Genomic DNA, 21774 nt, shown 5'->3' on the forward strand with positions numbered 1-21774 from the left:
CCATGCGCGGCAACATCTGGGCAGATCCTACATCGTTTTTCAGCACCCCATCGGATGCGGCAGCAGTGCTTCGGGACCTAGAGCTGCCTCGGATCGACCAATATCTTGCAGCCCTGTCAGACAACAGCGATATCAAGCTCGAAAACCTCAACCGCCTGTCAGAAAATACGCTTGTTGCCATGACGGGTGACGATCATCTTAAGACACGCCGCGCCATTGCGCCCTTTTTCAGCAAAGACGGGCTGAAGCACTGGGCAGATATTCTGGACGCTGGGGTTTCCCATGCGCTTGCGCAGCTTTCAGCAGCGCCCAAGCCCGATCTGGTCACCAATTTCACGATCCCGTTGTTTTTGCGGGTCATGCCGCAGATGTTTGGCCTCAAGATCGACGAAAGTGAGGCGCATTTCAGAGCCATCGAGACGGTTCAGCGGCTGACCGAACCTTATCTTTCCGTGCCCACTCTGCGCAAACTCGAACATGCGGTGGGTCTCTTGATCGGCGCCTTTCCCAATCCTTCAGCGCATCAAAGCCCCGACCAGCCCGAAACGCTGATCGAGTATCTCTATCGGCGGCGCTCCGATCTGCCTGCCGGGCTTGACGCAAGATATCTGGTTCTGGGAATTCTAGTGGGCTCGAACTCGGCCACGCAGTCTGTTGCTTTTGCACTCTACGGTCTGCTGACCGGACCACCCCGCAACTGGCAAGACGCGGCGCGCCCTGGCTGGGCCGAGCGCGAGTTGCCGCGGCTTCTTAGCCTTTATCAATCAACGCGCACCCTTGTACGGGTCGCACCCGAGGCGACCACCATCGCCGGGTGCCCGTTCCACAAAGGGCAAGCGGCGGTTGTGGACATCGTCAAAACCAACAGCTGCCTGCGCAGTGACACCAAATCAGGCGTGCGGCACATGAGCTTTGGCAGCGGCGCACATAAATGCCCCGGATCGTTCCTAAGCGAGATGGTCTTTGCGCAGTCGATCCCTGCATTGGCTCGCCGTTTCCCGAGCATTGTGCTGAACAAAGAGCAATGCAGTTTTGTTCAAACCCCCATGATGCAGGCCCCTACTGCGCTGCCCTGCGAAACGGCGCAAGGATCGCATCGGGCCACCTCGCGGCTGTGCGATATCCGTGATACCGCGCTGGCCCATGAGGTGGTGCGCGACAATGATCGTTTCTCGCCGCCGCAGATGACCAATTACCTATCGACGTTAGCCCAGCACAGTGGGCGCGATCTGACGATAGCGGTTAAAATATCGCAGAATGCCCTGTTCTTCATGGATGGCCCGCGCCACGAAGCCCTGCGCACCGCAATTGGCAGACGCCTCGGAGCAACGCGGCTGCAAGACTGGACAGATCTAGCGGACACGGCCATCGCCGACGCGCTCGACAACCTGACGCGCATGCCCAATCCGGATCTGGTCACCGGCTTCACCGATCTATTGCGCCAGACTGTGATTGCGCCAATCCTTGGCGTGTTCCCGTCCGATCCATCGCAGTTTGAGCGTCTGGCGCCAGAGCTTCAGGCTGTTCTCGAGCCATGGCTGTCGATGCGGGATCTTTTGGCCGTTCAGGAAAAGTTCAACGAAGCGATGGCGCTGATGACAGTGCCCACTGCCGCAAACTGCTCACTTCTCAGCGATCTTTTGGCAGAGCCCCCCGAGGGGTTTTCCACCGATGATCTCAAAGCGGTTGTCTTGGTGCTTTACGGGGCCAGCTTCAATCTGTCCCACACCCTTGCAAATATTCTGCATCTGATTTTGTCGGGCCCGGTCGAAGAGCGCGCCAACATCGAGACGCCAGACTGGATTTCTACCCGCCTTGAAGAGCTGATAGCCCTATGCGCAAGCCCCAAGTATATCTACCGCATGGCTCGCGCTGATCTTGAGCTGGCCGGCATGGCGATGAAAGCCGGAGATACAGCGCGCCTCACACTTCAGGCTATCAACCGTGACCGCAACCCGGGGGCCTTGCATCTGTCGTTTGGGCAGGGCATGCACCGATGTGTTGGTGCAGCCTTATCGCGATTGATCATCCGACGCGCGATTCCTGCCGTATTCGAGCGGTTTCCCAACCTATCCCTTGTAAACCAAGGACAGCGCTATTTCCCGATGTCACAAACCGTAGCACTCTCGGCGTTGCCCTGCGTGCTCTCCTCATGAAAGTAAGAAGAATGCCTCAGTCTATTGAAGAGCAGGTGCTTGCATTCGCTGTTGAACAAATAAAGGTTCGCACGAAGGCTGCCGATATGGAAATTACGGCAGATTCTGTCCTTACGGATCTTGGCCTGCAATCAATCGAGGCCGTTCTGCTCAGCGGTGAAATCGAGGATCAGTTTCAAGTGGAAATTGATCCTGCGGACATCTTTGCGCATGACACGTTGGGTGCCTTTGTACGAGAGATCGCGGGGCGTATAGAAGCCTGATGGGACAGTACCATCTTGGCCTTTCGACCTCGGGGCACGATCCTGCCCTTGCAATCGTTGATGAAATGGGCCGCGTTGTTTTTGCCGAAGCGACCGAGCGATTTATGCAAGACAAGCGCGCCTGGGGCATCGCCCCGGATCATGTGACGCATCTTCAATCGGCATTGTCGTCCATCGGCTTTGACCCAGAAACCGACAGCTTACAGGTTGCCACAAGCTGGAAACACGTCAAGGCTGACGTGCCTGTCACATTATCCAACGTTCTACTGCCCGCTACAGACGGGTTATGGCTGCGAGAGCTGCAATCAGCAGCCCAGCGTGGGGCCGGTGCCACGCTATTGCGTCTGCGCCTTGCCTCTACGATGCCAAAGATACGCCGGTTTGATCATCATTTGTGTCACGCCGTATCCGCCACTGTGTTCGCCACGGCCAGCGATGCCGCATGCCTTGTGATCGACGGCGAAGGTGAGGTGGGGGCAGTCTCCTTGTTTGATCTGCGCGACCGACGGCTCAAGCGCCGGTGGCGGTCTTGGGGGCCCGGCAGCCTTGGGACATTTTACGCGTGGCTGACCACCCTATGCGGATTTGACTGGCGCTTGGGCGAAGAATGGAAAGTCATGGGGCTGGCAGCTTTTGGTACTCCCAAGGCCGAGCTGCAGCAGGTTCTGGCCTCGGTCTTGAGCGTGGAACAGGGGCGTCTGCGATTTGCCGATCACACCATTCTTGTGAAGGCGCATGAAACGCTGTCTCAGTTTGGCCGAAGCGATACAGCACCCGTGTTGCAGGCTGCTGATCTGGCAGCAAGCGGTCAGGCGGTTTTTGCGGATCTCACCGACCAGATCTTGGCTTCTTGCCTTGAGGGGTCTGATGGAACCCTGATCCTCAGCGGTGGATGCGCGTTAAACTCGTCTTACAACGGAACCATCGTTGGGCGCACCGGCTTTGAGCGTGTCTTTGTTCCGCCCGCACCTGCGGATGATGGCAACGCGATTGGCGCGGCAATGCTCAGTTGGATGCAAACAACGGGTGAAACCCGCATCCCTGTCTCGAACGGTTCGGCCTACTTGGGCAGCTCCTCGGCACCAAAGGCCGTGGGGCGCCTGTCTCATTTACAAGGGTTGGGCCATGTCAGCGATATCTCGGGCGATAGCGCGGGACAGATTGCCAAGCATTTGGCTCAAGGCAAGATCATCGGCGTGATGCGCGGGCGGGCAGAGTTTGGCCCGCGCGCCCTGGGCAACCGATCCATCCTTGCTGATCCAAGATCACCAGATATGAAGGATCGTATTAATCGCTGCGTCAAGGGACGTGAGCCGTATCGCCCTTTTGCCCCAGTGATTGCAGAGAACCAGGTGTCAGAGTGGTTCGAGCGCCCACAACCTTCTCCGTATATGTCGGTGACATTGCCGTGGCGTGCTGCTGGAATGGCGCGCGTTCCTGCCGTCGTTCACGAGGATGGAACCGGACGGTTGCAAACCGTATCACCAACAAACGCAGCGTGGATGCATGATTTGACGCAAGCCTTTGGCGCGCTGACAGGCGTGCCCATCGTTCTGAACACAAGCTTCAATATCATGGGCAAGCCCATCATTCATTCAGTAGAAGACGCTCTCGCCGTTTTTGCGACGTCAGGTTTGGATGCTGTGCTGATAGATGATTATCTGATCGAGAAATAGAATGAGCGACACGCATAGGTGTGAACACTGGCTTAAGGTCATTGGCAATTTTGTGGAACCATGGCCGGGCCGAAAGTTTGGGGCCTTTAACCACATCGCAATCACAAACGAGGCTGGCAGCAAACCGCCACTCTTGTGGGTTTTCAATAGCGCGATCGAATTCCCGGCACTGGCAGAGGCCCTTGGGCCAGATCAGCCCCTGATCGGCATGCGGTCCTTGAATACGGTGATCCGAAGAGAATCCCTGACCACTTGGCACAACCGAACGCTTGCAGCATCCTATGCCAACGACCTGGCATCCTATCTGCGCGACAGGCCGTGCACAGTGGGCGGCAATTGCCAAGGGGCAGCAATCGCAGGGGAATTGGCCCGCAACTTGGTTCTCAAAGCTATAAATGTGCAAGGCTTCATAGCAATGGAATGGATAGAGGTTCCGGCTTTGCCTCTGCAGGCCACGTTGCTCTTTGGTGCCGAAAGCAAGGACTATAATCCCTTTCTGAGAAATATTGATCCATGGCCCGCCTGGAATCGGCTTTTTGTGAATCCCACTTGCCGGATATTGCCAGGGGGGCACGGCACCTATTTTCGTCCGGATACGATATCCGCGCTTGCAGGCGAGGTGCGTCACGCTCTTGCCCTGCCAAAAGCTCCAGCAGTTTCAGATCGGTCGGCCTTGGCGCCAGAAACGATCCCGCAGACGGTTGCGACAAGGCAGCATATCACGATCTTGATCAAATGCGCCGAACTTCAGGTCGGCGATGACGTTCTGGCCGTTTGGGAATGCGATGCCAGCGTGCTGCCGCATTTAGAGGTGATCGCCATTGCCAAGACAGCGACGAGCGGCCAGCTACTTGAATTCCGCGCACCTGCCATCGCTGGCAGTTGGACACTTCAGCTTTTCCTGACCAACCCGTTGCACGGGCCATTGACGTGGAACGTCGATACTCTGCGTGAGTACAGGATTACCGTCGTGGATGAGCACGACGCTACAGCTTAGCGACCATCGCAAAGCGGTCAGCCTATCAGATGTCAGTGGTCAGTCTGCGCGACACTGATGAGCTGGTTCGCTTGTCTTCACGGAAAGTGGCGATTCATCCGCGATTACAGGTGGTTGACCGATTCTGTTTGCAGCCCCTCAAGCGTCGTAACGAGAGTAAAAGGGCGACACCCGCCGCAAAGTTCAGAGATTCTGAGGAGAGCAGCCGCGTCTTCAACAAGCCGTTCGGCATTGCTTTCCGGGCCATGGTTCTACGGGCAGGTCAGCGCAGGACATAAGCAGGAATTTCGGAACATTCTCAACACTCTGCTGCAAGAGCGCTTGCCCAAAGTAAAGCCGGGCGGGGCAAAACACGCAATGCGGGTTTTTGCAATCAAGTTTATGTGATAGGTTGCAGAATATTTTCAGTTTATCAGGAGATTCCGGTGGACCGAATTTTTAGTAATTTTAATCGCGTCGCTTGTATTTCGCTCTCGGTTGCGATGCTGCTGAATTTTCCAAGTAAAGTATTGGCGCAACAGGGAAATTTAGAAAAACCTATTGAGTGCAGCAATATCCACGACACCGTCAATCAAGCGGAAGGCGCTGCTCGATTCGCTCGCACGCTCTGTGCGGATATCGTCGCGCTTGACCAGATGATGGTTTACAACCGCTTTGGCAGCTTCAACCCGTACGGGATGATCTATGCGCTCCGGCGGGACGTTGTCAGCAGTGCAACCCCGGTCAAGGCGCTGACAGCCGATCAATGCGACATGGGCCTCGGCATCGAAAGCCACGGCACTGACCTTGCCCCCGGCAAGGTCCGCCTGCGCGATTGCAAGCGGCCCAGACCATTGACGCTACGCGCCAATGTCGGTGACATTCTTCATATCAGATTAGCCAATGCGCTACGCGCAGAGGTGCCGGGATTTTCCGAGACATTCTGCAAGACCCGTGCAGATGAGCCGGGCATGCCCTATGGCGCAGAGCTGCATGACCTGCGCGCCGCAGTGTCAGAAGAGATCGTTTCCGGGCAGCTTGATCATGATGAGGCGTCTTGCCGACCGGCAAACGGCTCTCCACGACCCAGCGCTGATGGCAATTGGCCAATGACGCGCGGCGCAAATTTGGCCATTCAGGGACTGACATCTTTTGGGTTACGGGACGGCCAGATGATCGAGGCCCCTGATGCCTGCAAGGGTCTTGCCGCGATCAAACCGGGCGCGGCCATCGATTGCTTTTACATGATCGAACGTGAGGGCCCGTTCTTCATGGCAAGCACCGGCGCGCCTTCGGGCGGACAGGGGGATGGCGGCAGCTTGACGCACGGGCTTTTTGGGGCTGTCATGGCCGAGCCATCCGCATCACGCTGGTATCGCAGCCAGGTGACGCAAGGCGCGTTCCGGGCAGTATGGCGGGCTGCGGAAAACGCCGTGCGCCATGCGATCCGCGCCGCTGATATTGATGATCCATCTCGCTACGAGGTAGTGGAGCGCGATCCCATCTCGGGCCGCCCATTGCCTTTGTTGAACATGCTGGCACGTGTGGATCGCGCCGACGCGGCACTCCGCGACGAAGACCCGAATGCGTATTTCGCCAAAGGCGTGTTCGAGGTGGTCCATTCCGATCTCAACGCCATCGTGTATCGCGAAGATCGCGAAGCGGGCCGCCCGCTCGCCTTCCGAGAATTCTCGGTTTTCTTCCATGACGAGCTGAAAACCTTTTATCCGCGCAACTTCGAGGAACTGGGCGCCTTTGGTGCGGGCCAGCTTTCCGGGGTCCGCGACGGGTTCGCCATCAATTACGGGGCCAGCGGGATGGGGGACATGCTGCTTGCCAACCGCAAAGGCATCGGCCCCGCCGCCAATTGCCAGGAATGCCTCTATGAGGAATTCTTCTTGACCTCTTGGGCCAATGGCGATCCCGCTCTTCTAGAGCATTACAGCGACGATCCGTCAAACGTGCATCATTCCTATCTCAACGATCCGGTGGTTTTCCGCAATTTCCATGCCGGACCAAAGGAGACGCATGTCTTCCATCTTCACGCGCATCAATGGTTTGCGGGCAATGACGGCAATCGAGGCGCGTATCTGGACAGCCAGACTGTCGCACCGCAGCAGGGCTTTTCCTACGACATCTACGGTGGCGGGATGGAGGTTTATCATCGCGGCACGCAGGGAGAGCAAGGTTGGTACGAGACGCTGGGGTCAGGCAACCGCAACCGGACGGTGGGGGATTCGATCTTTCATTGCCATCTCTATCCGCACTTTGCCCAAGGGATGTGGGAACTCTGGCGCGTTCATGACGTGCTCGAGGATGGCTCTCGCAAACTTCCAGACGGGCAATGGGAACCGGTCCTGTCGCTGGCCGAGATGGGTGAAAAGATCAAGGCGCGCAAACGGCCAGGATCGGTTGATCAGGCGACCGGCCGTTGGATAGAGCCGTCAGCTGGGCTTGGCCCACAGAACGTCGGCACACCAGTGCCAGCGATTGTACCGTTGCCGGGACAGGCCTGGCCAGTGCTGCCGAGCTATCCCATGGATGTGGCGAAACTTGACGAAGAGGGCGGCGTATCTGCCGATCCAGTAAGCGAGATCACCACGTTCGCAGGCTATCCGTTCTACATCGCAGGCCAACCGGGCCACCGCCCACCACAGGCACCGATGGACATCGCCCGCGCCTTGGATGGCGATATGGTGACGGGTGACTATCTCGACGGCGGCATGCCGCGCCATGTGGTCACCGATGACAGCACCCGCGCCTTGCCCTTTACCGTGCCGCAAAGCGTGGCAGACCGTCTTGCGGCTGATCCCGGCACGAGCAATCTTGCCTCGGCGTTGGCAGATCCTGCGCTGCGACAGCGCGAGGCGCTGCAAACGCAGATCCTTGCCACAGCGCTATCGCTTGGCGACATGACCATGAAGCTCAAGGCCCTCACGATCGACCTGCTGGAATACGATGGCGAGCCGATCGAACGCTCGGCCATGGCTTTTCACCACAACGGTGTTCTGCCGGATGGCACGGCGCTTTCGGTGCTGGCACCGGACGGCAGCAGCTCGCTGTTCGAGCCCTCGGATGGCGGATATCCGACACAGGGCGGAGCCAAGCGATTTACCGTCAACGGCGCGCCCGCCAAACCTGGCGCGCCATTCGCTGATCCGTGTGGCGCACCTTCGGCTTTTGGCCAGATCACGCGGGTTGACGCGGACAACTACAGCTTTGTTTCCGGCGGGGCCAGCTTTCCAATCCTGACCGTTTCGGCAGGTCAACCGCTGGTTGGCGGTGCGGATGCAGGCGACGCCGAAGTCTCGAATTGGGTCGAGCACGAACGCACCGACCGTTTTCCGAACGGCCCTCCCACGCTCTACTACATGGATGGTGCGACAGCGCGGGTGATCGAACGCGGTGCCCATGTGTTTGAAAGTGATCCGTTTCTCAAGGGCCTCAAGTCTGTGGAGTTTACGCCCGATCCAGCGGTCATCGGATACCGCCGCTACGAGGGCTCGGCGGTGCAGGTGGATATGATCACCAACCGCGCAGGCTGGCATGACCCGCAGGCGCGGATCAACGTTCTGACTCATCCGGCGGGTGGCTATCCCGGCTCGGACAGCTACAAAAAGGGCGGCGGTCGCATTTCACCCAAGGTGACAGCCAGTGAAGAGCCATTCTTCTTTCGCGCACTCTCGGGCGAATGCATCGAATTTCGCCACACCAACGAGTTGCCCAAAGAGCTGGAACTCGACGATTTTCAGGTCAAAACCCCGACCGACACCATCGGCCAGCACATCCATCTGGTAAAGTTTGACGTCACCGCCTCGGACGGGTCGAGCAACGGCTTCAACTACGAGGACGGTACTTTTGCGCCGGGCGAAATCGCAGCGCGCATCTGTGCGGCCAAAAACACCGCGTCCATTGCAGATGTCAGTTTCAGCCGTAGTCCGGGTGAGCTGTTGATGCGGGAATATTCCGGCGACAAGGGCGACCTATGTGCAAAGGACCCAAAGACCGGGCTTTGGAAGGTAAGCGAGGCCTATGATCACAAGATCTGGACACTCCCCTTGTCGGGGTATCGCGAGTTGTTTCAGACCACGACGCAACGGTGGTTCGCCGATCCGATCCTGTCGGACACGCGCGCGCCGGATGACGGCAGTGGCATAGGCAAGGCTGATCGCACCCTTCGCACGGTGTTCAGCCACGACCATTTCGGTCCATCCTCTATCCAGCAACACGGGTTTTACACCGCGCTGGTGATTGAGCCGCAGATCGCCCAGATTTGCGATCCAGGTAAGGTCTCTTGCACCGCCCCACGCGTCGACCGCGAGCTGGTTACAGCGGGGCCGCAGGATGTCGGGGCACGCAAGGTGATCGTAGACCTGCTTCCGGTCGACACCGATGTGCTGACCTACCGTGAATTCGCGGTATCCATCGCTGATTTCGCGCTGCTCTACGATCCCCGCAATAACGTGCCCGTCGAGGCTGTTGAAAAGGCGCTTCAGGGCGGTGACACGATGGCGATGAAGGGCATGCTGACCCTCGCCTGTGAGGCGCGCCATGGTGCCCGCGCCGCCGCGCTCGAGGCCAGCGGCGCGCCCTCGGTGCAGGTTGATGCGCGGCTTCAGGACATGTCTGATATCTGCGATTCCGCCTTGGCCAAGGATGGAACCGGCTGGTTTGGTGCCATGGGCGATCTGCCACCGGCCTGGCTTGCGGCGGGCCGCCCGGGTGATCCGGCGCATCAGGCTGGCCTTGCGCCCGCGCTTCTTGATCAGGTTACCGTCAACTATCACGGCACAGACTATTCGGCACCGGATTTCCTCCAGCTTTACATGACCGATTACCGCGCCAAGGCGGCGGGCCATGCCCCCGGTCCAGAGGCGTTGCTGGCCAGCCCCGTCTCGCCACCCGCCCGGCCCGAGAGCATTTCGGTCGACCACCACGATCCATATCTGGTGAATTATCGCGGAGAGCCCTTTCCCTTGCGATTGGGCGAGGATTCCCGTGCGGGATCATCCTGTGCACTTACACCGCGTGTCGAGGACTGGGTGACCCCCCTGCTCAACGGCGTCACAGACCGCTGCGAGATCAGTCGCCAAAAGACAGGTGAGCCCGGTGATCCGGCGAATGTCATGCTGAGCGCGCTGCACCAAGACCCGGCAACGCCGATCTTTCAGGCGCTCGATAACGAACCCTTGCAGTTCCGATTGATCCAGGGCGCGCAAGAGGTGCAGCACACGTTTACGGTTGAGGGCATGACACTGCCCCGCAATATCGACCAGATGTTCCCAAGCGCAACCTCGGAACGCGAGCCGATCACCCCGCGCGAGACCTTGGTGCGAACCTGCGAAACCAATGAGGGCGCAGCCAGCAGCGTGCGCATGGCTCGGGCTGGTCGACCCGACGAATATCGCCAATGGGCTGCCTATGGGGCCAACCATTGGCCTGCGGGTTCCTCGCAACGGCAGTTTTGGGCGGATATCGAGGCGCAGCTTGCGCAATGCTTCAACGCCGACGGGCGCATCGCCGCACAGGAAATCGGCATATCAGAGCATTTCGAGTTCCGCGCCGCCTTTCTCTATGACAACAATTTCAGTGGTCTGGGCGAAGAGGTGAGCCGCAACCGCTTTGCGCCCGGGCGCATTACCTCGGTGCAAACGCTGCTGGATTTGCTGCGCGAGCGGCGCGAGCAATTGGTGCTTCGCACGCGCGTGTCCGACACGCCGTATCACTTCGGATCGCAGGATGCGCTTTGGAATGGGGCCTGGGGGCTGATCCGGGTTGCGGCGGACAATCGCAATTACCTTGCATATGTCACGCTGTTGGAACAGGTCGACCGGTTCATCGCCGAGGTCGAGCCGCTGGTACGCGACAATCCCGATGCGCCGCCGCCACCTGCCCTGTTGCGTGACAGCACGCGCCTCCTCTTGGCTCCACTCGACGAAGCGGTCAAGCGCTTGCCAGAGCTGTCGACTGATCCGCAACTGCGGGCGCTGCCGCGTAATCTCGGCACCCTTGATGCCGCACCGGATCAAGACACCGCCGCCACACCAGAGCCGCTGATCGTTCCGCTCGAGCGGTTTCAGGATGAGGCACAACGCACCTTGCGAGCGCTGCCAGAGCTGCGCCAAGATCGGGCGCTCAAACGGCTTCAGCTTCCGGTGCCCGAGCGCAGCCCGATTCTGCGGCCCGAGTTGAACCAGCTTGAGCTGTTCTTTCGTGGCAAGACCGAGGTGCCCGATTACCAGCCGGTCGCAGAGTGCCCGCGCAACGCCCCCAACGTCTATACTGCCATCGTCGCCATCGAATCCGAGACGGTGTTTCCGGGGCAGGCGGGCACCAACTACGGCAATAGTTTGAATGATCCTGACGGTCTGTTCTTTGCGCTTGTCGATCCGCGAGTTCTGATCAATCCCGATATGCCGCAAAGCGTGTCCGACCTTGATCTCGAACTGCGCACGAACTGGGAAGCGGTCCCGCTCTCTCGGGTGATCGACGCCGTCCGCCGCTTTTATGACAAGCCAGAGCCGCTGGTGATCAACGTGAACGCCGGTGACTGCGTTTTCGTGACCTTGCTCAATGCGCTGCGCTACCAAGACGGGCGCATTCCGGGTCTTGCGGACGGCACAGGCGATGCGCGCATGCCCGGCATTACCTCGCTCAACGTCGAGCGGCCATGGGAGGCTGCTTCGGAAGAAGAGAACACACCGCACGAGATGAACGCCGACAGCGACCGCAGCACAGACGTGGTGCCCTCCGCACGGCTCGCGGTGACGCTGCCCTTGCCGATCCTGACGCGGCAGAGCAGCTATGGCCGGCCCTTTGGGAACAATGCGATCTGGGCGCTCAGTGGTATTCCCGCCGATCAGCGCGACCCAACCCTGTCGATCCGCGACCGCACCGATCGGCTAAAACGGCCACGCATTGCCGAGATTGAGCAGTTCCAGTTCTACGCAGGTCTTGCCTATGCCGATTATCGCTACACGCTGCCCACGCCGCTTGTCGCGAGCCTGTCCGAAACATTGGCCCCTCAAACCGCCGATTTCCTCGGTGATCTGGGCCGTGGCATCACGATCCCCGAGGGCATAGCCGCGCTTCCGCTGGCGGCCCCTTCGGGCAACGCGCCGACCCTTCTTGGCAATCAGTTGCTACAATTACGTGACCAGCGCGACGGGGCCATCTCACGCCTGCGCACAACTCTTGAGGGGGTCCCGCAACAACCCACACCCGAGGTTGACCCCCCAATCCGCGTGCCCGCGATCGACGGGCAGCTCCGCGATATCGGGCGTCTCCCGCAGGGAACCTTGCGTCAACTCGAAGGCCGTGTCCCGCAAATGTCGGGCGAGGCCCGCGTGGTTCTGCCGGGGGATACCCTGCTCCGAGACTCGCTCGGGCAGTTGAACCGCATCCCCAATCTGCGACCAGCTGACCTTGACCGTCGCTTGGCAGACATAATCGACGGGTTCGAGATCGACCGAGAGCGTCTTGTGCCCGGCCCGGACAGTCTTGGGATTATCAAGCGTCAACTTGTCACGCATTTCATTCCCTATGCCTATGGCGCACTGCCGCTCAAATCGTTCGGCGATGTGATCGGGCATCCGACGCATGGGTTGATCGGGGCCATTACCGTGGTGCCACAAAACGCCTCTATCGGCGATGTCCGTGGCCGCAAAATACGCTTCGAGGCTTGTGAAAACAGGCTCGTGGCACCGGGCACCAGCATCGCGCCGCAGCTCCGCCTTTATGATCTGGGCGAGCTTCAGGCGCGCCGCTGGCTCGAGCTTGAGCGCCTGCCGAACCGCACGATCCGCCTCCTGTGTGAGAATTACGTGATCGTGCCGCCAGCCGGCGCACGCAGCGCTTGGCCACCAATGTGGCACGCGACACTGCGCGCCCGCGGTCCGGATGGTGCAGGCAGCCACCCGATCCGGCAATTCACCTTGTTCTGGCAGGACGGGTTGAACCAGCGCGACCGTGACACCGCCGATATCTGGGCGCTCGGGGGCTCGAATGAGCGGCTGATCAAGGATTGCGCGATCTGTGATGACAGCTACGATTGGGGCGACAAGGGCGTGAGCTATCTTAGCGAGCCATTCCATGTGCGGCTGCAGGATACCAATCTTGGGCCCGTCGAATCCCACTATAACCTCAATGAAAAAGACTTTGGCACAGCCTTCTGGAAACTGAAACCAACTGAAATCCCAACCGCGACCAAGGCACCGATGCCGGTTCTCAGGGCTGTGGCGGGCGAAGAGGTGGTGGTGCACGTGGTCCATCCGGGCGGTCGCGCGCGCCAGCGTGCCTTCGCCACCATCGCGCAGGATTACAGCGATCTGTTCCCGGGCTTTGGTTTCCCCCGTGCCGCGTTGCTCGCTCCGGGCAAGGCGATCACGGCGTCGCTGACCAAAGTGGTCGAGCCGGGCTGCTACCTGTGGTTTGACGGCCCGCTACACCTGCGTGCAGGTGGGGTTTGGGGGCTGCTCGACGTGCTGACACCGGCGCAGGCCCGCGACCCCAAGGCGACATCATGCAGCGCGCGCCGCTGATCGCCCTCCTGCTGGCCGTTCTGGCCACGACGGGGCAAGGCAGGGCGCAGGCCAGCCTTACTGCGGCACTAACCCTGCACGACCCTATCACCGGCGCGCCCACCACCGCAGATGACGGGGAACCCGTGCGCCTGCGCGTCCAACTCACCGATCCCGTAACTGGCCTGCCACCGCGCGGCGTGGATTTGTTGGGCTGGGTGCGGGGCGTGGCTGCGGATAATCCCGGCTGCGAAAGGGCTGCACAAAACTACCGCGCGACCCGTCGAACACCGCTTGGGTCTGTAGACTTGAACGGAATCCTGCTGGCCACCTACAACAGCGACGCAAGCCTCAGCGTGGTTGATCCCAAGCTGAACTTCTATTCCTCGAACTTGGTCGCCGCGCACCGCCTTGATGGCGCACCCACCTCTGTCGCCACCAGCGCACGACAAATGCGGGCTTACGTGGCCTATCCCGATGACGGGATCATTCTCGCCGCCAGCCTGACCGGCCCGGATCGGCATGTGCTGGCCGAGGGGCTGCCCGGTGTTACCTCGCTGGTCACGGCGCGCACGGGTGATCTCTGGGCTGGGGATCGTGCAGGGCAGGTGATGCGCCTGTCACCAGACGGCACCCTGCGCGAGACGCGGCGCTTGGGTGTTGACGCGGTTACGCTGACCCGTCCGCGCGATCCTGAAACCGACAGTATCGCCGCCTATACATCAGCGGGCGCAGCGTTTCTGCTTGACGGGGCAACCGGGCGAGACATCCTGAACACCACCTTCTCCAGCCCCGTGGCAGACCTGAGCATCGTCGGCGATACCGGCCTGTTGGCCGTTCTGCGCGACGCCCCGCAGGCCGAGATGCGCTATGCCGATGCCCCCGATGCGCCACTGACGATCCCACTTGGCAAGACATTCGCCCGAATCGAAACCGGGCCCGATGCGCGTATCGCTCTGGCTTATACCCCCGGCGATAGCATTGTGGCGCTGATCGACCTGGCACTTGGCCGCGTGGTGCAATCCGTGGAACTGGCGGATGCCAGCGTCAGCGAAGTCACCTTTACCGATAACGCCGCCTTCATCCTCAGCCATGATGGCGGCTTTCTTGGTGCGATTGATCTCGCCACTGTCGCACTGGGCAAGGCGGCCGTGCTGCGCAAGATCGACCTTGGGGCCAAGACCGAGCGGCCCGAGGGCACAGATGGGCTGCTGGTGCCGCTCTTTCCCTCGCCACAGGTCATCGCGGTCGAGCCGCGGTTTCAGACCGGCTGGCTGGTGGGCGAGTTGGCCTCGACCGTCGAGATGCCGCCGATGGACTCGATCCGCTTGCGCGGTGGTATTCCGCAATCGCTGCAGGTGATCGACCGCAGCTTTCAAGAGGTGGAAACCGGCGTCTTCGAAACAGTATGGGCCTTTGATGCGGGCGCGCGCGAACTGATTCTAACAACCTTCGCGGGCCAACTCTCAACCTGCGTGCCCTTTCATGTTCGCGGCTTCGTCGAACAGCATGCCCTAACCCCGGTACGGCTTGTGCGCGAGGGTGCCCAAGTCCCGGTCGCCGGGGAACCCTTTGACCTCGTATTCCAAGTGACGGGCCCCGACGACCGCCCGCTACCCCTGCCCGGCCTTCACCTGATGGTGCCAAGCATGCTCTCGGGCACGATGGTTGAGGCGACGGCAACCGCCGACGCGGCCGGTCTCCTGCGGGCGCGCCTGACCTTGCCGCATGAAGGGCCATTCGTGGTACAGCCCCGCGACTTGCCGCAAGGCTTGGCGCTACGCTCTGCTCTCATCCTCAAGGCACGCTCCGAGAAGGAAACTCCATGATCCGCACAGCGCTTCTTACGCTTTTTCTGGCCGCTGCCCCCGCTCTGGCCGATGGGCCTGCAACGGCGGATTTTGCCCGTGAACGTCTGGCGATGCCGCAGGTGACGCTGATTGACCAATATGCCCGAGAGCAGGCGTTCCACGGCCCGTTGACCGATGGGCAGATGCTTGTGATCAACTTCAACTACACAACCTGCGAGTCGATCTGCCCAATCGGCAATGACGTGATGGCCGAACTGGACGATATGCTGCCGACCGATGCGCCGGTGCGGCTGCTGTCAATCACCATCGACCCAGGTCGCGACACGCCCGCCCATATGCGCAAAGCGGCAGACACCTTTGGCGCAAGTGAGCGCTGGTCATGGCTGACCGGCACGCCGGGCGAGGTGTCGCGCCTTCTGGCAGCGTTCGATGCAGATTTCGCCAATATCGTCCTTCATGACCCGGTGTTTATTGTCGGGGATTTGCAGTCGGAACGCTTTTACAGGTCACAATCCATACCCGAGGCGCAAGAATTGGCAGATCTGGTCGCATCGCTGATCCGGTGAGGGGGCTTTTTCTGGCAGCGCTGCTGTTTCTTGGCACGGCCAGCATGGCGCAAGACGGGCACGAGATGTTCACCGGCCAAGCCGCTGTCGCCGATCCGGCTGGCGAACGCAGTCTTATCCGTTTTCCGTGCCACACCTGCCACGGGCGCGACGGGCAGGGGGGAATCGAGGGCGACGTGCCGCCAATCGAATGGTCGCGTCTTTCGGTGGCCTCCGCTGACAGGCCGGGATACGGTGCCGATACGTTCCACCGTGCCGTAACAGAAGGTATCGCGGTGGATGGCAGGGCGCTCAGCCGCCTCATGCCGCGTTACGCGCTCAACCGCACCGAGACAGACACCCTGCGTGCCTATCTGGGCCGACTGCACGAAATCCAGAGGCGCGGCGTGCTATCCGACAGGCTGCGGATCGGGGTTGCCACCATTCCCGGTGCCGCTGAAATTTCCGATGGCTACAGGGCTGCGCTGGCGAAATCGCTGTCAGAGCGACTGGGCGGCGACCGCGTTTACGGGCGGCAGATAGAATTGGTACCCGTTGATGCAACACAGCCCGGCATGGCGCACGATCTGCTGGCCGTGATCGGCCTGCCAGTTGCGGCGGTGAACCCCTTCACACAGCTTGGCCTGCCTGTTCTGGCACCTGTTGGCGCGCTTTCGGGTAACGAGGATTCCAGCATCCTGCGCGGCATCACGCCCTCGCGGGATGCGCTGCACGCAGCGCTCGCGGGGGAAGTCGCGATCAAGGGGCAAGGGCCGATCTTGGTCGTGTCGCAAGACCCGGCGCAACGCAGCGCCTTTGCACTGGCGCTATCACTGGCCGCACCAGACCGCGCGCAGACAGATCATGCAAAAGAGGCCGAGGATATCGTCGTGCTCGATGCCTCCCCGCTGCCACAGAACAGCGCAGCAAGGATCTGGATCACGTGGCAAAGCCTTGCAGCGCGAAGCACCACAGCCGCACCCGACCAAACGATCATGGTCGCCATCGAAACCCCACGCATTGTCTCGGATGCCATCACCGTGCAGACGCATCCGATCCAGATCCATGCACAAGAGGCGGGCGCCGTTCTCGCAGAGGCGCTAAAGGCGGCTGGGCGCGATGTCACCCGGGCGGGGCTGCTCAGGGCGCTTGGGGATACGGTGCTTGTAGATATCGGACTGGACTACGCGCGTTTTCCACTGACCGGCACCGAAGAAATCGCCGTTGTCCCGATGCCCTAGAGCATGTTGCCCAAAAGTCGGAACCGGCACGGGGTTTTTGAGCACAATATCCAAGCCCTTGGGGCAGATTGCGCGCTAACGCGCCCGCAAGCGTTCTGCCGCCAGAGTGCCGTCGGCTGCAATCCTGGCACGCAATTCAACACGGTCTCCTTGCTGCACCGCGTCGCGAATTTCAGTTCCGGCATGGGTGGCAAATACTGCGCCGTCCACCGCATTCGGGGCACTCAGGGTGCCGCGCAGCCGCACGCGGCCGCCCACCGGCATAGGGGCTGGCGCGCCCTCAGCATCCCGCGCGCCACCCTCGATCCACGCCTCAAGCAAGGCGATATCGGTCTCTTCCAACCACGGCGGCCCATCCAAGGGCATCCGCGGATCAGACAATCCGCGCACCCTGCGGATAAGTTCTGAGGCGACCGGATTGCCGGGAATAACGGCAATCCGGTCGCCGCCGCGCAGAATATCCGCAAGCGTGTCAAGCCGGAGCGCTTCGGGCGGGGTTTCGTATTTCCCGTTGTCAGAATGGCACTCGATACAGCGCTGGCCAAAGATGGGCCGAACCTCGGGATAGGTTACGATACCGTCCGCCAGCGGGTCTTCTGTAGCAAGCGGCAGTTCCGTTGGTTTCGAGGGGCCAGGTGCCCCGGCATCAACCCAGCCGCGAAGCAGGGCGATTTGCGCCTCGTCAAGAAAAGGCGGCCCGTCCAGCGGCATCCTGGGTTCTGCACGGCCTTCCACGCGAGCGATCAGCGGGCTGCCCGCGGCATCACTTGGAAGGACCACAGGGCCGTTTTCGGATCCGCTCATCAGGAACTCGTAGGTCTCAAGGCGCAGGGCAAGCGGGGCGAATTCACCACTGTGGCAGGCGACACACCGCTCCTCGAAGATGGGCAAGACCACATCCCAAGTCTCGGCTTTCGCAGCCGAGCCGAGACCTATCAATACCATGGCCCAGCCAATCGCGTTCGACGCGACACCGCAAATGCCTACCTTGGCGCGTTTGATCTGCAGGGCCATTGTGCGGGTCTCCTTCTCAGATCAAGCCAAAACCACCCGCGATCAGCATCGGTGCTACAGCGCCAAGAGTAGCACGACGGCATCGTAATGCACTGGAGGGAAGCCTTATTTTTCGGCCCTGTCCATGTGCTCTTCCTCTACGATTTCAGCGTCGGGAACGGTGTCATCCTCTGTCTTCACAGGTTCGGAATTGGGCTCGTCCAGCGCGCCCACGATAAGCGGCAGCATCTCAAGTCCCGTGGGCGTGGCAATCGGGCTATTGGGGGGCGCGCGCCAGCTAAGCGTGTCGAAGGAATTGCAATTCTCGCAGGCAGGTGCCCATTCGGCATGAATATGCTGGCATTTATCGCAGACCCATTGCGGCCCACGCGGCGCCGACAGCGCCCGCGCCAGCCAGCCCTTGACCACCGCGTCGGATGCCCCTTCGCCCCGCTCAATCGCCGCCATGATGGTTAGCGCGCGCGCATCCGGCTCGACCTCGGCCAGCGTGCCCAGCGCACGGCGCGCCGCCGGGAAATCCTCTGCGGCCAGATTCAGTTCCGCCTCCAACAGCCGGGTTTCACGGTTCTCAGGATGAACCTTGAGCAGCTTGGCAAATCGTTTCAAACGCTGGCGTGGCGACTCATTCGGCTCAATCGCGGCAAAGGCCGCCGCAAGATCGGGATGCGGCCGCACCAGCCACGCCTTGTTGATCACGCGCAGCGCATTGCGTGTATTGCCTTGGTCAATATAGCCGCGCGCTGCCAGCACTGCCGCCGGAATAAGATCGGGCGACAGGCGATTGGCCTCGATCGCGGCTTCGCGCGCCTCGATGGTCTTGCCCTCATCCAGCACATCACGCGCCTCCGACAGCGCCAGCACCGCATCCCGGCGCTTGTGCACATCGCGCGGCAGGCTGCCGTATTTCAGCTTGGCGTTCAGCGTCTCGCGCGCGCCTTTCCAGTCCGAGGTTTTCGCCTGCAAATCAAGCAGCGTATCCTGAACCTCGGCATGTCGCGGTTTAAGGGCAAAGGCTGTCTTGGCCAGTTTCAGCGCGGTTTCGGTATCCCCCTCCGCCAGCTTTTGCCGCAGAATTCCACGCACGCCGACAAAGCGGGTTTTCTCATTGGTCAAAAGCTGTTTGTAAACCTCTTCGGCCTTGCGCCGATTGCCCGCCATCTCAGCCGCCTGCGCCGTGATGAGATTGGTCAGCGCCGGTTTGCGCAGGTATTTTTCAGCTTTGGCAGCCTGTGCCATCGCCACCTCGCCCTCACCAGACGCCAGCGCCAGCATCCCCTCGGACAGCGCGCGATAGCCCTTGTCTTGACGGCTACGATCGAAATAGCGCGACAGCGCGGTTTCATCACCGTTGATGAACTTGAGAGATGCCACCAAAAGCCCGGTCAACTTCATCAAAAGCCAGATGATGAACACCAGCACGCCCAGCGCAATCACCGCCTTGATCGGGGTCAGGTTGATCTCGACCCCCGCCATGACAATCCGCACACCGCCATCGAGTTCGAGCAGGAAACTCGCGCCCAGCGTCACGCCCGCCACCAGGGCAATGAAAACCGCTATCTTGATAATCGACCAAAGCATGGCGCTCGCCTTTTCTCGTTCAATTCACTGTTTCGGCCAGCGCCTCTGCGGCGGCCAGCGCCTCTTGGCGGCGCGTGGCCTCGGCGACCCACCCATCAAGGGGCGCGCGCGCGGCCTCTGAAAGCGTTGCAATCTCGGTCAAGGCATCGCTTAGGCGGCCCTCGGCCAAGGCGGCCTCAGCCCGAGACAGGACCGCATCGGGATCATCCCCCTCCTGAGGGCTAAGCGAGCGGATACCAAGCTGACTCTTGAGAAAGCCGCCCACGCCGGCCACAGCATCGCCGCTTTCCGCCCGTGCCGCGGCAAGGGCGGCGCGCGCCGCCTCGGGGAAACTCTCGATCAGCGCGGCCTGTGTCGGCACGCCGGTTTCCGCCTGATCGGCCAACACGTCAGGCACTTCGGCACCGGTCTCCCGCAGATCGCTTAGCGCCGGGGCGAAATCACTGCCAGTGTCGAGCGCGGTCAAAACCTGCGTCAGCGCGGCGCGGCGCAGCGTGGCCACAGCGCTATCGCGTGCCGCCGCCTCCTGCGCATCTGCCGCCGATCGCAACGCCTCAACCTCAGCCGCTTGCGCCGCGAGGGATGCGCGCAAATCCTCGATCTCGGCCGCCGGTACGCCGCCGCCCTGCGTCGCCGGACGGGATTCTAGCGCCGCGATACGCCCCTCCAGATCGGCGATTTGCCCAGTAAGCGCGGTCAGTGTCTCGCTCAGGCCCTGCATCTCGCCGCTCAAATCCGGCGGGCTTTGTACCCCATCCAAATCAGCGCGCAGGGCCGTCAGCCGCGCGTCCTGTTCCGCAAGCGCCGCCTCAACGCCGCTCTCTTCGGGGGCAAACCACGAAGGGGGCAGCACATAAGGCGCCGCCGCAACACCCACACCCGCCGCCACGACACCGCCCAGCAACATCGGCCAGAACCCGCCTTGGCGCACGATCACCGGTTCGGGTTTGTCTTGGGCAAGCGGCTCAGGCTCGGGCGTGTCGCCCCCGACATAAATCGCGCCGGGCGCACCGTCTTGACTGATTTCAGGCTCTTGGCTCTCCGTGGCAGGCGTATCTATATTCTGCTCTGACGCATCCGAGGCGTCCTGCACTGTGCTCTTGGGCTGCTCTGGCTCTGACAGTTCGGGCGCTGTCTCCGCGACCGGCTCCACAGCATCCGACACGATGTCTGCCTCACCCGGTTCCTTCGGAGCTTGCTTCTTGTCAGCCACCTTGTGCCATCCTTTCGAATCTCACCACACGTCCCTGTCAATCTGACCTTACTGCGGTCGTTTTCCACCCTCAAGCCGCTTGGCCATCTGCACGAGGTCTTGCACCACGGCCAAGACGCCCGGCAAATCCGGCATTTCCGCAATTCGCACGCACGCCGCCACATCCTCTGGCAGCGTATCCGCCGCATTGCGGCTTATGGCCGCGATCAAGAGCGGCGCGCTGACGCCCTCGGCCTGCGCCAAAAAAATCCGCGCCGTGCGGGGGGACATCAGCGGCAGGATCACCGGCTCCGCACCCCGCAAGAGCGCCCGCGCCTCGGCGCTCAGCGCCGCCTCAACCTGATCATACACCACCGCATCGCGCGCCGCATGCCCCGCAGCGCGCAAGGCCCCGGCCACATCCGCCGCTACATGCGCCCCGCGCAGATGCAGGAACGGCCCACATGCGCCATCCTCTGCGATCCGCGCCAACAGCGCCCCGGCATCACCCCCGGCGGAAATAGCGCGCAACCCCTGGGCCTCTGCCGCCTCTGCCGTCGCATCGCCCACCGCATAGCAGGGGGAATCCCGCCGCGCGCTCAGGCGGCAAAATCCCTCCACCCCGTGTCGCGAGGTGAAAATCAGCGTCTCATCCCCGGTAAGATCGGGCAGCGCCCCACCATAAGCGATCTGCATCACCGGCGAGACCATCACAGCAACATCACCGCAGAGCGCTTGCACCTCTGCGGCCATGCGGCTGGCCTCGGGCTCGGGCCGGGTGATCAGGATCGTGACGGTCATGG

The 21774-nt window shown here is 61.3% G+C and carries 12 protein-coding genes; 8 read left to right on the forward strand and 4 right to left on the reverse strand.

The genetic code is table 11. The features are described from left to right. Positions 1-2 precede the first annotated feature (2 nt). From GC127_RS22785 to GC127_RS08185, 8 genes are all read left to right on the forward strand, one after another. Entirely contained in the window at positions 3-2156 is a 2154-nt protein-coding gene (locus GC127_RS22785; protein WP_199861216.1) for a cytochrome P450, read from the forward strand. An 86-nt stretch (positions 2157-2242) separates the two neighbouring features. Then, positions 2243-2419: an acyl carrier protein gene (locus GC127_RS22790; RefSeq protein WP_219434894.1), complete on the forward strand. Its 177-nt coding sequence runs from the start codon at positions 2243-2245 to the stop codon at positions 2417-2419. After that, positions 2419-4095, forward strand: coding sequence for a carbamoyltransferase C-terminal domain-containing protein (locus tag GC127_RS08160; RefSeq protein ID WP_151977482.1), 1677 nt, complete (start codon positions 2419-2421; stop codon positions 4093-4095). Before GC127_RS22790 ends, GC127_RS08160 begins: the two co-directional genes overlap by 1 nt. A gap of 217 nt (positions 4096-4312) precedes the next feature. Further along, the gene (locus tag GC127_RS08165; protein ID WP_151977484.1) at positions 4313-5092 is read left to right on the forward strand and encodes a hypothetical protein; all 780 of its coding nucleotides are present in this window, start codon (positions 4313-4315) and stop codon (positions 5090-5092) included. Between the two features lie 425 nt (positions 5093-5517). Beyond that, positions 5518-13611: a hypothetical protein gene (locus GC127_RS08170; protein WP_151977486.1), complete on the forward strand. Its 8094-nt coding sequence runs from the start codon at positions 5518-5520 to the stop codon at positions 13609-13611. Then, a complete protein-coding gene (locus GC127_RS08175) occupies positions 13593-15419 on the forward strand; it encodes a hypothetical protein (protein ID WP_151977488.1) in 1827 nt (608 codons plus the stop codon). Before GC127_RS08170 ends, GC127_RS08175 begins: the two co-directional genes overlap by 19 nt. Next, positions 15416-15967, forward strand: a complete 552-nt coding sequence (locus tag GC127_RS08180) for an SCO family protein (protein ID WP_151977490.1) — start codon at positions 15416-15418, stop codon at positions 15965-15967. The genes GC127_RS08175 and GC127_RS08180 overlap by 4 nt, the downstream gene beginning before the upstream one ends. Further along, complete coding sequence (locus tag GC127_RS08185; protein ID WP_151977492.1) at positions 15964-17187, forward strand: hypothetical protein; 1224 nt, start codon at positions 15964-15966, stop codon at positions 17185-17187. The genes GC127_RS08180 and GC127_RS08185 overlap by 4 nt, the downstream gene beginning before the upstream one ends. A gap of 75 nt (positions 17188-17262) precedes the next feature. Here the strand turns inward: GC127_RS08185 and GC127_RS08190 are convergent, their stop codons facing one another. The 4 genes from GC127_RS08190 to GC127_RS08205 form a co-directional block, all read right to left on the reverse strand. Beyond that, the gene (locus tag GC127_RS08190) at positions 17263-18201 is read right to left on the reverse strand and encodes a c-type cytochrome domain-containing protein (protein WP_151977494.1); all 939 of its coding nucleotides are present in this window, start codon (positions 18199-18201) and stop codon (positions 17263-17265) included. Positions 18202-18306: 105 nt separating this feature from the next. Further along, entirely contained in the window at positions 18307-19779 is a 1473-nt protein-coding gene (locus GC127_RS08195) for a heme biosynthesis protein HemY (RefSeq protein WP_081507272.1), read from the reverse strand. Between the two features lie 19 nt (positions 19780-19798). Further along, the gene (locus GC127_RS08200) at positions 19799-20992 is read right to left on the reverse strand and encodes a COG4223 family protein (RefSeq protein ID WP_151977496.1); all 1194 of its coding nucleotides are present in this window, start codon (positions 20990-20992) and stop codon (positions 19799-19801) included. Positions 20993-21040: 48 nt separating this feature from the next. Then, complete coding sequence (locus GC127_RS08205) at positions 21041-21772, reverse strand: uroporphyrinogen-III synthase (RefSeq protein WP_151977498.1); 732 nt, start codon at positions 21770-21772, stop codon at positions 21041-21043. Positions 21773-21774: the final 2 nt, after the last annotated feature.

Source organism: Roseovarius sp. EC-HK134, assembly GCF_902498815.1.
In the GTDB taxonomy this organism is placed as follows: Bacteria; Pseudomonadota; Alphaproteobacteria; order Rhodobacterales; family Rhodobacteraceae; genus Roseovarius; species Roseovarius mucosus_A.